A 14,760-nucleotide genomic window follows, 5' to 3' on the forward strand; every position below is an offset into this window, starting at 1 on the left:
AAACCATGGGTCCGGATCCGATCGGGGGTGGCAATACCCCCTCCGATCGTGTAACACCGCGCAACTTCAGGAAAACCCGCGAAGCGCGATCGGCCGCCGTCAGGCGCCGCCCGCTTATGACGGAAGGATACTATGCAGACCGTTGTCATCGTCATCCACCTCATGATCGTCGCCGTCATGATCGGCGCCGTCCTGCTCCAGAAGTCGGAAGGCGGCGGCCTCGGCATGGGCGGAGGCGCGGGCTTCATGTCGAGCCGCGGCACCGCAAACCTCTTGTCGCGCACGACAGCGATCCTGGCCGCGGGCTTCTTCCTGACCAGCCTGTTCCTGTCCTGGTACGCCGGTTATGACCGCAAGCCGTCGTCGATCATCGGCCAACCTGGGCAGACTCAGCCGGCCGGCGGATCCCCGATCGCGCCGCCGACCTCGGGCGGTATCCTGGATTCGCTGAAGAAGGCCGACGAGCAGCAGAATCAGGCGCCTGCCGGCCCGCAGGTGCCGCGCTCGCAATAAAGCAGGGGGGCCATGCAGGTCGGCTGCTACCGTCCTGCATCAAAAATCCCCATCAAGGCACTGTCACCACTCTCAGTTCTGGATCACCCACAGGCCCGCAGAATCTTTGGGGCGGAATGCGAATCGCTTTGGCGAATCGAATTCGAGGGATTAGAGGTTAAGTCCCATGGCGCGGTATATATTCATCACCGGCGGCGTGGTTTCTTCGCTCGGCAAGGGTCTGGCTTCAGCGGCACTCGGTGCGCTGTTGCAAGCCCGGGGCTACAAGGTCCGCCTCCGCAAGCTCGACCCCTATCTCAACCTCGATCCCGGAACGATGTCGCCGTATCAGCACGGCGAAGTGTTCGTCACCGATGATGGCGCAGAGACCGATCTCGATCTCGGTCACTATGAGCGCTTCACCGGCAGGCCTGCGACCAAGGCCGACAACATCACAACGGGGCGCATCTACCAGGACATCATTTCCAAGGAGCGCCGCGGCGATTATCTCGGCGCGACCATCCAAGTGGTTCCGCACGTCACCAACGCCATCAAGGAATTCGTCCTCGACGGCAATGACCATTACGATTTCGTGCTGGTCGAGATCGGTGGCACTGTCGGCGACATCGAGGGCCTGCCGTTCTTCGAGGCGATCCGCCAGCTCAAGAACGAGCTGCCGCGCGATCATGCCGTCTACATCCATCTCACGTTGCTGCCCTACATCCCCAGCGCCGGCGAGCTCAAGACCAAGCCGACGCAGCACTCCGTGAAGGAGCTGCGCTCGATCGGCATCCAGCCGGACATCCTGCTCTGCCGCACCGACCGCGAGATCCCGAAGGAGGAGCGGCGCAAGCTCGGGCTGTTCTGCAACGTGCGCGAAAGCGCCGTGATCGAGGCGCGCGACGTCGACAACATCTACGCCGTGCCCGAGGCCTATCACAATGCGGGCCTCGATGATGAAGTGCTCGCCGCCTTCGGCATCGCCTCGCGGACTCCGCCCGAGCTGCGCAGCTGGCAAGAAATCAACGAACGCGTGCGCAATCCCGAGGGCAACGTGACCATCGCCATCGTCGGCAAGTACACCGGCATGAAGGATGCGTACAAGTCGCTGATCGAGGCGCTGTCGCATGGCGGCATCGCCAACAAGGTGAAGGTCAATCTCGACTGGATCGAGAGTGAGATATTCGAGAAGGAAGATCCCGCGCCGTTTCTCGAGCACGTCAACGGCATCCTGGTGCCCGGCGGCTTCGGCCAGCGCGGCGCGGAAGGAAAGATCAAGGCGGCGCAATTCGCACGCGAGCGCGACGTGCCGTATTTCGGCATCTGCTTCGGCATGCAGATGGCGGTGATCGAGGCCGCGCGAAATCTCGTCGGCATTGAGGATGCCAACTCCACCGAGTTCGGCCCGACCAAGGAGCCGCTGGTCGGCCTGATGACGGAATGGCTGCGCGGCAACGAGCTCGAGAAGCGCTCGCAGGCCGGCGACCTCGGCGGCACGATGCGGCTAGGGGCCTATCCTGCAACGCTCAATCGCGGCAGCCGCGTCTCAGAGGTCTATGGCGGCGCCACCGAAATCTCCGAGCGTCACCGCCACCGTTACGAGGTCAACACTGCCTACAAGGATCGCCTCGAGCAGCACGGCCTAAAATTCTCCGGCCTGTCGCCCGACGGCGTGCTGCCGGAGATCGTCGAGTACGAGGATCACCCCTGGTTCATCGGCGTCCAGTTCCACCCCGAGCTGAAGTCGCGCCCCTTCGAGCCGCACCCGCTGTTCGCCTCGTTCATTCAGGCGGCGATGGTGCAATCGCGGCTGGTCTAGACGCCTCAGCTCGCTTTCTTGACGATCTTACGGAGAGCGGCATCGATCGTCGATTGCCAGCCAGATCAATCCGTCCCGGCAACATCGGCGCCGCAAGCTCGGGCGAAAGCAGTGCCGTGACAAGTTTCATCTGCGGCCGCCGCGTCAGCCTGTAGACGGCCGCGGGTGGCACGTTCAGCATTGCCCGATCCACCAGCTTGGCGCGCAGGCCCAGCCGGTCGAGCACCGGGCGCGGCACCGGGCAGCTCATGCCGTAAGTGAACTGATAGAAGGCGCCGCCGGGGCGGATGTAGCTGAATGCGCCGCTGACAATCGAGACGACTTTGCGCATTGACATGTTGAGCATCGGCAATCCGCTCACCACGGCGCCGACCGGCGCGCCCTCATAAAGGCGATGCGTGGTGAGCCGCGCCGCATCGATCCACAATATGCGAGCCCCGGGAAAGCGCACCTGCAGCAGCTTCATGAAATCGGAGCCGTATTCGACCAGCGTGAGGTCTTCCTGGCGCACGCCGCGCTTCAACAGCTTGTAGGTGAATGCGCCGGTGCCGGGACCGAGCTCGAGGATGGGGCCGGTCGATGCGTCGATCTCGCGCGTGATGAGATCCGCCAGTGCCGCGCTCGACGGCGCGATCGCACCGACCTGACGCGGTGCCGACATCCAGGCGAGGAAGAACGAGAGAAAATCGTTGGGCATGCGCACTCCGGCATTTTGCTTCGCGCCTCGCAAATCAGAGGCGGCTCACAATCTCACGGGAGTGCATTGCGACAGCATTGCGTAGGTGATGCCGACCAAGATCACTTGGCGCGGATCGGCGGCAATGTGATCCGGAAGCATGCGCCGCCGTTCGCTCCGTCCAGCACCGAGACGTCGCCGCCATGCAGCAGCACGATCTCGCGAACCATGTTGAGGCCGAGGCCGGCGCCGCGATCGAGCGGCGTGAGCCGATAGAACGGCTCGAAGATCATCTCGCGTTGCTCGGGCGGAATGCCCGCGCCCTCGTCGGTGACTTCGATGCAAGCGGGCTTGCTGACGCGGATGCCGATCGTGCCGCGGCGCGGGCCGTGCTGGATGGCATTCTGCACCAGGTTGGTCAGGGCGCGTTCGAGCGCGACCGTGTCGCCGAGTGTCTCGATCGCTGTTTCCGGTGCGTCGAGCGCCAGCTCATAGCCCGCGGCGATGGCAAGCGGAGCAAGCTCGGCGGCGACGCCCTGGGCGATTGCGACGAGGTTGACCCGTGCGAAAGGGTGCCCGCAGCGGTCGAGCCGCTGGATATCGAGCAATTGCTCGGCGAGCGTGGCGAGCCGCGCGGCATCCTCGATCAGGCGGGTCTTGTCAGGTCCCGGCGGAAGCGACTCCAGGCGCGTGTTCAGGATCGCGATCGGCGTGCGCAGTTCGTGCGCGGCATCGGCGACGAAGCGCTTGTGCCGGGCATAGCCTTCATCGAGCCGCGCCAGCGCGTCATTGACTGCGGTCACGAGCGGCACGACCTCGAGCGGAATCTGGTCCACCGACAGTCGCGCGCCGCGCTGATGAATGTCGATGCGGCGCGCCTGATCGGCGGTCGTGTCCAGCCCCCTGAAGGCGCGCCGCACGATCATCGGAGTAGCGATCAACGTCGCCGTTCCCATCAGGAGCAGGCCGGGCAGGGCGATGCCGAGAAACATCAGCGAGGTCATGAGCACCGCCTTGGCGCCGGTTAGCGTGCCCTGCGTCGCCGTGATGACCTGCACGTTGCCGGCGTCGGCATCGACGCGCTTCAACCGCGCGGGGGCTTTGCGTGGATCGTCCTCGAAAAGCTGCCAGCCGAGCCGCGCCTGGCTGATGTGGTCGAGCGCCCCGCCGATCGTGGCGAATTCGGCCGGCACAGCGCCTTCGCTGAGCGAATGGCCCTCTCTGTCACGGACCAGGAACCACAGGTCGGGCGTCTCCGCGCGCAGCTGTTTCAGCTCCGGCGTCGCGCGCAGCATCAGGCCGCCCTGTGCGTCGCGGGTCAGCGCATGCTGCACGGCGTCGATGACACGGTCCTCGTCGCGCGCGGCGAGCACGAAGCCGGAGGCGCATAGCCCCGTGATGATGACGGCCACCAGTGCGACGAGCAGCGCGGCCTGGAGGGACAGCAGGCGCCAGCTCAGCCGCGAGCGCAGGCAATAGGGATCGGCGTGCCTGCTCACGGCAGCTTCTTCAGGAGATAGCCGACGCCGCGAATGCCGTGAATCTCGACATCCGCATCCGCTTCGGCAAGCTTGCGGCGCAGCCGCGATATGTGGGTATCCAGCGCGTTCGACTGGATTTCGTCGTCGAAATTGTAGACGGCCTCTTCCAGTGCCGAGCGCAGGACGGTCCGGCCCATGCGGCGGATCAGCGCTTCGAGCACCAGCAGCTCGCGGCGCGGTAGCTCGAACGGGTGGCCGTCGATGCTCGCCTCGCGATGGCCGACATCGAAGGCGAGGCGGCCGGCGCGGATGACATCCGGCGTGAGACCGGCGGGCCGCCGCAGCACCGCGCGCAGACGCGCGAGCAATTCCTCGACCGCGAAGGGCTTTGCCAGATAGTCGTCCGCGCCGCTGTCGAGCCCGGCGACACGGTCGGCGAGCTCGCCGCGGGCCGTCAGGACGATGATGGGCACGCTGTCGGCGCGCGCCCTCAGCTTCGGGATCAGGGCAAGACCGTCACCGTCCGGTAGCTGGCGGTCGAGCAGGACTGCGGCGTGGACCTCGGCGGAAAGCGCTTCCTCCGCTTCGCAGAGCGTCGGCACGTGGTCCACCACCATGTCGTAGCGCTTCAAGGCCGATGCCAGCGCGCCCGCCATCTCCGCCTCATCCTCGACGAGCAAAATTCGCATGATCTCGCACCTCAGCCTTCAGAGCCGTTCTAGCCGCCGTATCATTGCGGCAGCATTGCGGGAACCGGCTGCGACGCGGTGACAGTGAAGGGGGCACCAGCCATGCGCGGAACGCCGCAGGGGCGGCCGGGTGAGGCTCAAGACAGCATCACGGCCAATCGTTATAACCGCTGCACTTGATCAGGGAGGAACATGAATGATCTACGAAATGCGCCAGTATCGCTGCGTGCCTGGCCGTTTGCCGGCGCTCTTGAAGCGGTTCGAGACGGTCACGCTGAAGCTCTGGGAGAAGCACGGCATCAAGCAGGCCGGCTTCTTCACGACGCTGATCGGTGAGTCCAACCAGGAGCTGACCTATTTTCTGGCCTGGGAGACCCTTGCCGAGCGCGAGAAGAAGTGGGGCGCGTTCATGATCGATCCGGATTGGCTCGAGGCGCGGGTCAAGTCGGAAGCCGATGGCCAGATCGTCGCCAACATCGTCAGCCAGATACTGACGCCGACCGCTTTCTCGGCGGTGAAGTAGTGAGCCTGGCGCGGCGGGGAACCTTGGTGCAACCCTGATATTCGAACGGTCCCGGCCGAAGAGGGTTGATCCGACCCTCATCGCCGCTATGGTCGCGCCGAAACGAGGGATTTGCCTTGAGCTCTTCGAATTCAGCGGCGCCGGTCGTCACCATTGGCACGGTCAAATTCGGCAATGACCTGCCGATCTCGGTCATTGCCGGGCCGTGCCAGCTCGAGAGCCGCCAGCATGCGCTGGAGGTCGCCTCCGCGCTGAAGGAGATCGCCGCGCGGCTGAACATCGGCCTCGTCTACAAGACCTCGTTCGACAAGGCCAACCGCACCAGCGCGTCCGCTGCGCGCGGGCTGGGCCTCGCGCAATCGCTGCCGATCTTCGCGGAGATCCGCTCCTCGCTCGGCTTGCCGGTGCTGACCGATGTGCACGAAGCCACGCAATGCGCCGAGGTGGCGCAGGCCGTGGACATCCTCCAGATACCCGCCTTCCTGTGCCGGCAGACCGATCTGCTTCTTGCAGCGGCTGCGACCGGGAAGGTCGTGAACGTCAAGAAGGGCCAGTTCCTGGCGCCTTGGGACATGGCGAATGTCGTGACCAAGATCACGGGTGCGAACAATCCCAATGTGCTCGTTACCGAACGCGGCGCCTCGTTCGGCTACAACACGCTGGTTTCCGACATGCGCGCATTGCCGATCCTGGCACGCACCACCGGCGCGCCTGTGATCTTCGACGCCACCCATTCGGTGCAGCAGCCGGGCGGGAAGGGGACTTCCTCGGGCGGCGAGCGCGAGTTCGTGCCGGTGCTGGCACGCGCGGCTGTTGCCGTTGGCGTTGCCGGCGTCTTCATCGAGACCCATCCCGACCCCGACAGCGCGCCCTCCGATGGTCCCAACATGGTGCCGCTGCGCGAGTTCGAGGGGCTGATCGCCAAGCTGATCGCGTTCGACGCACTCGCAAAGAACCCGGGCTAATGCAGCGAGGCGAGGCGCGGCCGCAGGATCACGGCTTGCCGACAGCACTCTACGTCATATCGGGCGCAAGCTTCGCCGCAGCGCTTTCGGCACGCGCGCTCGATCCGGTGCTGCCGCACGTCGCCGAAGATTTTGGCGTCAGCATCGCGACCGCCGCCGGCTTTGCTGCGGTGTTCGCCTTCACCTTCTCGATCATCCAGCCCATCATCGGCGCCGCCGCCGATCTATTCGGCAAGACGCGGCTGATGATCGGCTGCCTCGCGCTGCTCGGCCTTGCCAACATCCTGGGCGCGCTCTCGACCTCGTTCTCGGTTCTGTTTGCGACCCGCATCCTCGCCGGTATCGGCTCGGGCGGCGTGTTTCCGGTGGCGCTGAGCCTGACCAGCGATCTCGTTGGGCCGGAGAGACGCCAAGTCGCGATCAGCCGCACGCTTGCAGGCGCGATGACCGGCAATCTGCTTGGCGCCTCGGCCTCCGGGCTGATCGGCGATTTCCTCGGTTGGCGCGGCGTGCTCGCGGTGCTCGGCGTGCTGGTGATCGCCGCCTCGATCGCGGTCGCGGCCGGCTTTCACGGCGCCAAGGTCAAGCATCCGCCGAAGACCAGCCTGTCGGCACTGAAGGCCGGCTATCGCACCATCTTCACCAATCCGAACGCCTATGTCTGCTACTCGGCCGTGTTCATCGAAGGCTGCTGCGTGCTCGGCCTGTTTCCCTACATCGCCTCGTTCCTGTTTGAGCTCGGGCAGACCTCGCTCTCGATCGCCGGCATCGTCATCGCGGGCTTTGCGGTCGGCGGCTTGTTCTACACGCTGACGGTGTCGCGCCTGCTGCCGCGGCTAGGGATGAAGGGCATGATGATCGCGGGCATGACGCTGGTGGCCTCACAGCTCATGGCCGTCGCATTCGGCCCACGTAGGGAAGTGCAAGCACTGAATCTCGTCGTGATGGGATGGGGCTTCTACATCGCCCATGGCTGTCTGCAGGTCTTCGCCAGCGAGCTCCCGGTCGAGGCGCGCGCCACCGCACTGTCGCTGCATTCGTTCTTTTTCTTCATGGGACAGACCGTTGGGCCGCTCGCCTATGGCTTCGGGCTCCAGCATGCTGGCAAAATGCCGACGCTGGTCGCGAGCGCCGGGATCATGGTGGTGCTGGGCTTCGTCTGCGCCCGGTTGCTCAAGCCGCGTGCACCGGCGGATGCGCGGGCCTGAACAATACCGTTCAGGCCACGCCAAGCTGGACAACAGGACGCTATCCCCGCCCGCGATAAGGCGCGACACCTTGCTCCGGCACCCACAATCCTTTCGGCACGCGGCCGGTTTGCCAGAACACGTCGATCGGAATGCCGCCGCGCGGATACCAATAGCCGCCGATGCGCAGCCATTTCGGCTTGATCTCGCTCGCGATGCGCTTGCCGATCATCACGGTGCAGTCCTCGTGGAAAGCGCCGTGATTGCGGAAGCTCGCAATGTAGAGCTTGAGCGACTTCGACTCCAGCAGCCATGGGCCCGGCGCGTAGTCGATCATCAGATGCGCGAAATCCGGCTGGCCCGTGACCGGGCACAGCGAGGTGAATTCCGGCACGGTGAAGCGCACCAGATAATCCGTGCCCCTCTGCGGATTGGGCACGCGATCGAGCTGCGCTTCTTCCGGTGTGTGCGGCCACTCGACCGCGCGGCCAAGCTGCAGGGATTTCTTCGCCATCGTCGTCACATCCTGTTTCGGATGCCGGGATGGACGCAAATGTCGCTGTCGTCAACCGGCGGCGATGGTGTGGATCATGACGATCCGGTCGTTGCCGGATTCGCAGCCCCAGAGCTCGCCCGGCCTGCCGTCGAGCTGTCGCACATTGGCATTGGCCTTATTGCTGGCGAAGACGTTGAACCGCTCGGTTGTGGGATCGAAACGGACGATGGCGTTGGCGGAGAAATCGCTCAGCCAGACCTTATCCTTATCGTCGACATAGACTGCGTAGGGCCGGGGGCGCTCGCCCGGCAGCTTCCAGGTCTTCCAAGAGCCGTCCGCGGGATCGTGCACCGAGACATGGCCGCTGTTCCACTCGCTGACCCAGATCCGGCTCTTCGAATCGGACCACACCCGCCGCGAGCCTTGGCTCGGCGTCGGCGGCTCGACCACGCTCGCATTGCCGCTCGCGCGGTCAATCTTCGCGATGTAGCTCCCAGCGAGCGAGGCGTACCAGATGTCGCCGTCCGGGGTGACCGTGATGCCGTAGGGGCCGATTCCCTTGGGCGCCTTGAACACATTCATGTCGCCAGACTTCGGCACGAGCCGGCCGTAATAGCCGGACTGACCGGTGAACCAATACGTGCCGTCCTTGTCGAACACGCCGGTGTTGAGATTGGCGGCGGCGAACTTTTCCGGCAGGCGGAACAGCGTGACCTTGAGATCGCCGGGGTCGGCCCGCGCAATTGCGTTCTGGCCGCCCTCGGTGATCCATGGCGCGCCGTCGGGGCCGATGGTCACCCCGTGCGGGGCAGCACCCTGGCCGAGGCTGACCGTCTTGAAGGTGCCATCCTTGGGGTCGAGCCTGCCGAGCATGCCCTTGCCCTGCGCGGTGAACCACACTGTGCCGTCAGGGGCGGGCGTCAGATCGTGCAGGCCGATGCCGGCACTGATCGGGAAATACTTTGTCCGGAACGGGCCTTCCTGCGCGAAACCTGGGCGGATGGCGAGCAGGGCGGCGCTTGAGACAAGAAACTCGCGGCGATTCATGGCGTTACCCCGACTGTTTCAGATTGAGGTTGGACGCGCAGATCAGATGCCGTGGAGCATAATCTGAGGGGCTTCACGCGTCAGTCGAAGCCAGCCGTCCAAGCGTTCACATTTGCTTGCGCTCCGTGTAAGACCCGCGACACCGATCAGCCCTAACGAACGGAAGTGCACATCATGACCGCCATCATCGACATCATCGGCCGCGAAATTCTCGATAGCCGGGGCAATCCCACGGTCGAAGTCGATGTCGTGCTCGAAGACGGCGCACTGGGCCGCGCCGCGGTGCCGTCGGGGGCCTCCACCGGCGCCCATGAAGCGGTGGAACTGCGCGACGGCGACAAGGCCCGCTATCTTGGCAAGGGCGTCTCCAAGGCGGTCGGCGCCGTCAACGGCGAGCTCTTCGAGGCCCTCAGCGGCCTCGATGTCGAGCAGCAGGCCCAGATCGACCAGATCATGATCGACCTCGACGGTACGCCGAACAAGAGTCGCCTCGGCGCAAACGCCATTCTCGGGGTATCGCTGGCCTGCGCCAAGGCGGCCGCGAACTCGCTGGACATGCCGCTCTATCGTTATGTCGGCGGCACCTCGGCGCGCCTCTTGCCGGTGCCGATGATGAACATCATCAATGGCGGCGTGCACGCCGACAACCCGATCGACTTCCAGGAATTCATGATCCTGCCGGTCGGCGCATCGAGCTTTGCCGAGGGCCTGCGCTACGGCGCCGAAGTCTTCCATACGCTGAAGTCGGAGCTGAAGAAGGCCGGCCACAACACCAATGTCGGCGACGAGGGCGGCTTCGCGCCGAACCTGCCGTCGGCCGATGCCGCGCTCGACTTCGTCATGAACGCGATCGGCAAGGCCGGCTTTAAGGCCGGCTCCGATATCGTGCTCGGCCTCGATTGCGCCTCGACCGAGTTCTTCAAGGACGGCAAATACGTCTATGAAGGCGAGGGCAAGACGCGCTCGATCTCCGAGCAGGCGAAGTACCTTGCCGACCTCGTCGCGCGCTATCCGATCGTGACCATCGAGGACGGCATGTCGGAGGACGACATGGACGGCTGGAAGGAGCTCACCGACCTCATCGGCAAGAAGTGCCAGCTGGTCGGCGACGATCTCTTCGTCACCAACGTCAAGCGCCTCGCCGAAGGCATCAAGGCGGGCAGGGCCAATTCGATCCTGATCAAGGTCAACCAGATCGGCACGCTCACCGAGACGCTTGCCGCGGTCGAGATGGCGCACAAGGCGGGCTACACCTCAGTGATGTCGCACCGCTCGGGCGAGACCGAGGATTCCACCATCGCCGATCTCGCGGTCGCCACCAATTGCGGTCAGATCAAGACCGGCTCCCTTGCGCGGTCCGACCGCACCGCCAAATACAACCAGCTCCTGCGCATCGAGCAGCAGCTCGGCAAGCAGGCGCTCTACGGCGGCAGGGCGGCACTGAAGGCGCTGGCTTAAGCCGGCGCTTCGACCTGCGAAACGACGAACAGGGGAGGATCGACATGAGCGACGGCAACACCGGACTGCAATTGCGTTCGCTGATCAAGGCGAGCGGCGAGCTGGAAATCTCGCTGGTCGACGTGCCGACCCCCGAGCCTGCCGCGGACGAGGTCGTCGTCCGCGTCGACGCGGCGCCGATCAATCCGTCCGACCTCGGGCTTCTGATCGGCGCGGCCGACATCAGCACGGCGAAAGCTTCGGGCAGCAAGGACGCTCCCGTCATCACCGCGAAGGTGCCGGAGGGCGCGATGCGGGCGATGGCAGGCCGGCTCGACCAGTCGATGCCGGTCGGCAACGAGGGCGCCGGCGTCGTCGTCAGGACCGGCTCGTCGGATGCCGCCAAGGCGCTGATGGGCAAGACTATCGCCATGATCGGCGGTGCGATGTATTCGCAATATCGCACGCTGAAGGTGAGGGAGTGCCTGCCGCTGCCTGAGGGCACGACGCCGGCCGAGGGCGCCTCTTGCTTCGTCAATCCGCTCACCGCGCTCGGCATGACCGAGACGATGCGGCGCGAAGGTCACAAGGCCCTGGTGCACACCGCGGCCGCCTCCAATCTCGGCCAGATGCTGAACAAGATCTGCATCAAGGACGGCATCCCGCTGGTCAACATCGTGCGCAGCAGGGAGCAGGCCGACATCCTGCACAAGATCGGCGCCAAATACGTGGTCGATTCCACCGCGCCGAGCTTCCTCGGCGATCTCACCGATGCGCTAGTCGAGACCGGCGCCACCATCGCCTTCGACGCTATCGGCGGGGGCAGGCTGGCCGGCGACATCCTCAACTGCATGGAAGCGGCAATCAACAAGACCGCGAAGGAGTACAGCCGTTACGGCTCCAACGTGCACAAGCAGGTGTACGTCTACGGCGCGCTCGACACGCGGCCGATCGAGCTGCCGCGCGGCTTCGGCATGGCCTGGGGCGTCGGCGGCTGGCTGCTGTTTCCGTTCCTGATGAAGATCGGGCAGGCGGACGGCGCCAAGCTGCGCCAGCGCGTCCTCGACGAATTGAAGACCACCTTCGCCAGCCATTACACCAAGGTGGTCTCGCTTGCCGAGGCGCTCGATCCCGCCAACATCGCCGTGTACGCCAAACGCGCCACAGGCGAAAAATTCCTCATCAACCCGAATAAATTATCGTGATGTGCGACGGCACGTCACCGAAAGAAGGACTTGCCTTCTGAGCGAACCGGGGGATTATTCCCGCCGCCGTTGAAAGCGGAAAAACCGCAAGGCACTCAGAAGGGGATCTGCATGACCGACCTCAATCGCCGTCACCTGCTTGCAGGCGCCGCCACCCTCAGTGCGGCTGCCGTTACCGGGCTTGGACCGATCGCCGCCGATGCCTCAGTGCCGCCGGCCGGAACGCAGGCGCCGGGCTTCTATCGCTATAAGGTCGGCAGCTTCGAGTGCACCTCGATCAATGACGGTGCGCGCACCTTCCCGATGCCGGACAAGTTCGTCGTCAACGTGCCGAAGGACGAGGCGCTGGCCGCAGGCGAGGCGGCCTACATGCCGAAGGGCATGGTCACGGTGCCCTTCAACCCGCAGCTCATCAATACCGGCTCCAAGCTGGTGCTGATCGATACCGGCAACGGCATCGCGAATTTCGAGCCGAGCAAGGGCGCCGTCGGTCGCACGTTGCAAAATCTCCAGGCCGCTGGCGTCGATCCCAAGAACATCGACGTCGTGCTGCTCTCGCATCTGCATCCCGACCACACCAACGGCATCCGCCTCGCCGACGGCGCGCTCGCCTTCCCGAACGCGGAGATCATGGTGCCGGGCAAGGACTGGGAGTTCTGGACCAGCGAGGACAACGCCGCCAAGGCCGAGTCCAACGCGATGATGAAGAATTATTTCGCGAACGTGAAGAAGACCTTTGCCGGCCTCGAGTCCAAGGTCACCAAGTACGAGTGGGGCAAGGAGGTCGCGCCCGGCATCACCTCCATCGCGACGCCGGGTCATACGCCCGGCCACACCTCGTTCGCGGTCGCATCGGGCGATGCGAAGGTGCTGATCCAGTCCGATGTCACCAACATTCCGGAATTCTTCCTGCGCAATCCGGACTGGCACGTGATGTTCGACACCGATGCCGCGCTGGCGCAGGCGACCCGCCACAAATTCTACGACATGGCGGCGGCCGAGAAGGCGACCGTGGTCGGCTTCCACTTCTCCTTCCCCTCGATCGGCCATGTCGAGAAGGACGGCGCAAAATATCGCCTGATCCCATCGGCGTGGAATCCAACGATCTGATCTGGGTTAGTCTCGTCTAGACGTTCGCGCGAATGATCGGGCCGCCACTTGGCGGCCTGACTGTTTTGGCCAACAGGTCAAAGGACGCGATTTCCCCAGAAGAGCCGAGGGCACTTTCACGAAACACAGCGTTTCCAAATCGAGCCAGTTCATGCACTTGCATCCATCGGTCCGGATGGCTTAAGTGCCTTCCCGGCACTCCCGCTCAAGATCCCAAGGACACACCATGGCCTACAACATTGTCACGATCGCCGGCAGCCTGCGCAAGGACAGCTTTTCGCTCAAGATCGCCAATGCCCTCGCCAAGCTCGCACCTAGCTCGCTCAAGCTCGAGGTCGTCACGCCGGCGGGCATTTCCTTCTTCAACCAGGACCTCGAGGGCGCGCCGCCCGCCGACTGGCTGGCCTTCCGCGAGAAGCTTCAGAAATCTGACGGCGTCATCTTCGTCACGCCCGAATACAACCGCTCGATCCCGGGCGCGCTGAAGAATGCCATCGACGTCGCCTCGCGGCCCTATGGCAAGAGTTCGTTCAACGGCAAGCCGGTCGGCATCATCTCGAATTCGCCGGGGCCGCTCGGCGGGGTCAGCGCTGCCAAGCATTTGCAGACCATCCTGCCTGGTATCAGCGGCCCGATCATGCAGCAGCCGGAGGCCTATCTGAACGCCGTGGGCGACGCCTTCGATGCCGAGGGCAATCTGACCAAGGAGTCGCTGAAGCCGGTGCTGCAGGCCTATCTCGACGCCTTCGCGGCGCACGTGGCGAAGCATCACGGCTAATCCAAGTCGCCGGCGGCTAGACGCCAGGTCCTGATCTTGAGGAGGCGCGTCAGCGCCGTCTCGAAGGATGGCCGCGGGGACAGCGGGGCCTTCATGATTCGAGACGGCCGCTATGCAGCCTCCTCACCATGAAGGTCAGATCCTCGTCAGCTAGGGCCGATTAGCACTCCCTTAACCAACCTGTCCCATCTTCCCAAGATGGTCTCCCGCGCGCGCCTGAAATCGATCCTGACCGGCCTTGCCCTGTATGCGATGGCGGCGGCCATCGTCGGCTATTTCGGCGTCAACGCCTACACCGGCAAATACGGCCTCAATGCCCGCCAGGAGCTCGATCAGGAGATCATCGCCCTGACCAGCGAACTGGCGCAGCTCAAGCGCGAGCGCGCCCGGAGCGAGCAGCGCGTCTCTTTGCTGCGCACGTCGAGGATTGATCCTGACATGCTGGACGAGCGGGCGCGCTACCAACTCGACTATGTCAATCCGCATGATCTCGTTCGGATGATCCCGGCGAAATAGCGTTCTCGCTGCCGAGCGGTCGTGACATGATCGGCCATGGTGTCTTGGTCGAAACGGTCGGGGCGTCGGGCGTGAGTCCCAAAAGATGATGCTCGATCACGACCCGCAGACCAAGAAGCTCCCGAAGAGGGTCGGCTTCTTCTGATTGGGCGGACGGAGAGGGCGGCGTCATTTCGGCATCGCCCGTCCTCCCCATTTCTTGACGCGGTCACGAATCTGCGCGTGCGGCAGCCTTGCATCGAATTGTTGCCCGATCGGCGCCAAAGATTTTCCAATATTACGATCACGTTGCAGTGCGGCATAATGAAAGTCGTGCCATGCCGCCGCGGTGCTTTCCAA

The 14,760-nt window shown here is 64.4% G+C and carries 16 protein-coding genes; 10 read left to right on the forward strand and 6 right to left on the reverse strand.

The features are described 5' to 3' along the window. Positions 1 to 132: 132 nt before the first annotated feature. Both secG and IVB01_RS13335 read left to right on the forward strand, forming a co-directional pair. On the forward strand, positions 133 to 513 hold the full coding sequence (gene secG, locus IVB01_RS13330; RefSeq protein WP_247275969.1) for a preprotein translocase subunit SecG: 381 nt from the start codon (positions 133 to 135) through the stop codon (positions 511 to 513). Between the two features lie 166 nt (positions 514 to 679). Continuing rightward, positions 680 to 2,311 (forward strand): CTP synthase, encoded by a 1,632-nt coding sequence (locus IVB01_RS13335; protein ID WP_247275970.1) that lies wholly within the window; start codon positions 680 to 682, stop codon positions 2,309 to 2,311. Here IVB01_RS13335 and IVB01_RS13340 read toward each other — a convergent pair. The 3 genes from IVB01_RS13340 to IVB01_RS13350 form a co-directional block, all read right to left on the reverse strand. After that, positions 2,274 to 3,008, reverse strand: a complete 735-nt coding sequence (locus IVB01_RS13340) for an rRNA adenine N-6-methyltransferase family protein (RefSeq protein WP_247275971.1) — start codon at positions 3,006 to 3,008, stop codon at positions 2,274 to 2,276. The genes IVB01_RS13335 and IVB01_RS13340 overlap by 38 nt on opposite strands. 101 nt (positions 3,009 to 3,109) lie before the next feature. Next, entirely contained in the window at positions 3,110 to 4,486 is a 1,377-nt protein-coding gene (locus tag IVB01_RS13345) for a HAMP domain-containing sensor histidine kinase (protein WP_247275972.1), read from the reverse strand. Beyond that, the gene (locus IVB01_RS13350) at positions 4,483 to 5,157 is read right to left on the reverse strand and encodes a response regulator transcription factor (protein ID WP_247275973.1); all 675 of its coding nucleotides are present in this window, start codon (positions 5,155 to 5,157) and stop codon (positions 4,483 to 4,485) included. Before IVB01_RS13350 ends, IVB01_RS13345 begins: the two co-directional genes overlap by 4 nt. A gap of 196 nt (positions 5,158 to 5,353) precedes the next feature. On the opposite strand from IVB01_RS13350, the gene IVB01_RS13355 reads away from it, so the two are divergent. From IVB01_RS13355 to IVB01_RS13365, 3 genes are all read left to right on the forward strand, one after another. Beyond that, positions 5,354 to 5,680, forward strand: coding sequence for an NIPSNAP family protein (locus tag IVB01_RS13355; protein ID WP_247275974.1), 327 nt, complete (start codon positions 5,354 to 5,356; stop codon positions 5,678 to 5,680). A gap of 116 nt (positions 5,681 to 5,796) precedes the next feature. Continuing rightward, complete coding sequence (gene kdsA / locus IVB01_RS13360) at positions 5,797 to 6,645, forward strand: 3-deoxy-8-phosphooctulonate synthase (RefSeq protein ID WP_247275975.1); 849 nt, start codon at positions 5,797 to 5,799, stop codon at positions 6,643 to 6,645. Further along, positions 6,645 to 7,853 carry an MFS transporter gene (locus IVB01_RS13365; RefSeq protein ID WP_247494592.1) on the forward strand — a complete coding sequence of 403 codons (1,209 nt, stop codon included), beginning with the start codon at positions 6,645 to 6,647 and terminating at the stop codon, positions 7,851 to 7,853. The genes kdsA and IVB01_RS13365 overlap by 1 nt, the downstream gene beginning before the upstream one ends. Before the next feature lie 40 nt (positions 7,854 to 7,893). Here the strand turns inward: IVB01_RS13365 and queF are convergent, their stop codons facing one another. Both queF and IVB01_RS13375 read right to left on the reverse strand, forming a co-directional pair. Beyond that, complete coding sequence (gene queF / locus IVB01_RS13370; protein ID WP_247275977.1) at positions 7,894 to 8,346, reverse strand: preQ(1) synthase; 453 nt, start codon at positions 8,344 to 8,346, stop codon at positions 7,894 to 7,896. A gap of 51 nt (positions 8,347 to 8,397) precedes the next feature. Continuing rightward, a complete protein-coding gene (locus IVB01_RS13375) occupies positions 8,398 to 9,375 on the reverse strand; it encodes a lyase (RefSeq protein WP_247275978.1) in 978 nt (325 codons plus the stop codon). A gap of 174 nt (positions 9,376 to 9,549) precedes the next feature. Between IVB01_RS13375 and eno the strand changes: the two genes are divergently transcribed. The 5 genes from eno to IVB01_RS13400 all read left to right on the forward strand — a co-directional run bounded on the left by eno (position 9,550) and on the right by IVB01_RS13400 (position 14,421). Continuing rightward, positions 9,550 to 10,833: a phosphopyruvate hydratase gene (gene eno, locus IVB01_RS13380; RefSeq protein ID WP_247275979.1), complete on the forward strand. Its 1,284-nt coding sequence runs from the start codon at positions 9,550 to 9,552 to the stop codon at positions 10,831 to 10,833. Between the two features lie 44 nt (positions 10,834 to 10,877). Further along, on the forward strand, positions 10,878 to 12,017 hold the full coding sequence (locus IVB01_RS13385) for a zinc-binding dehydrogenase (RefSeq protein ID WP_247275980.1): 1,140 nt from the start codon (positions 10,878 to 10,880) through the stop codon (positions 12,015 to 12,017). A gap of 111 nt (positions 12,018 to 12,128) precedes the next feature. Further along, positions 12,129 to 13,127, forward strand: a complete 999-nt coding sequence (locus tag IVB01_RS13390; protein ID WP_247275981.1) for an MBL fold metallo-hydrolase — start codon at positions 12,129 to 12,131, stop codon at positions 13,125 to 13,127. A gap of 226 nt (positions 13,128 to 13,353) precedes the next feature. Further along, entirely contained in the window at positions 13,354 to 13,905 is a 552-nt protein-coding gene (locus tag IVB01_RS13395; RefSeq protein WP_247275982.1) for an NAD(P)H-dependent oxidoreductase, read from the forward strand. 198 nt (positions 13,906 to 14,103) lie between these two features. Beyond that, on the forward strand, positions 14,104 to 14,421 hold the full coding sequence (locus IVB01_RS13400) for a septum formation initiator family protein (protein WP_008567889.1): 318 nt from the start codon (positions 14,104 to 14,106) through the stop codon (positions 14,419 to 14,421). Positions 14,422 to 14,589: 168 nt separating this feature from the next. Here the strand turns inward: IVB01_RS13400 and IVB01_RS13405 are convergent, their stop codons facing one another. Then, on the reverse strand, positions 14,590 to 14,760 hold the full coding sequence (locus IVB01_RS13405; RefSeq protein WP_247275983.1) for a hypothetical protein: 171 nt from the start codon (positions 14,758 to 14,760) through the stop codon (positions 14,590 to 14,592).

It is taken from the genome of Bradyrhizobium sp. 164, from assembly GCF_023073715.1.
In the GTDB taxonomy this organism is placed as follows: Bacteria; Pseudomonadota; Alphaproteobacteria; order Rhizobiales; family Xanthobacteraceae; genus Bradyrhizobium.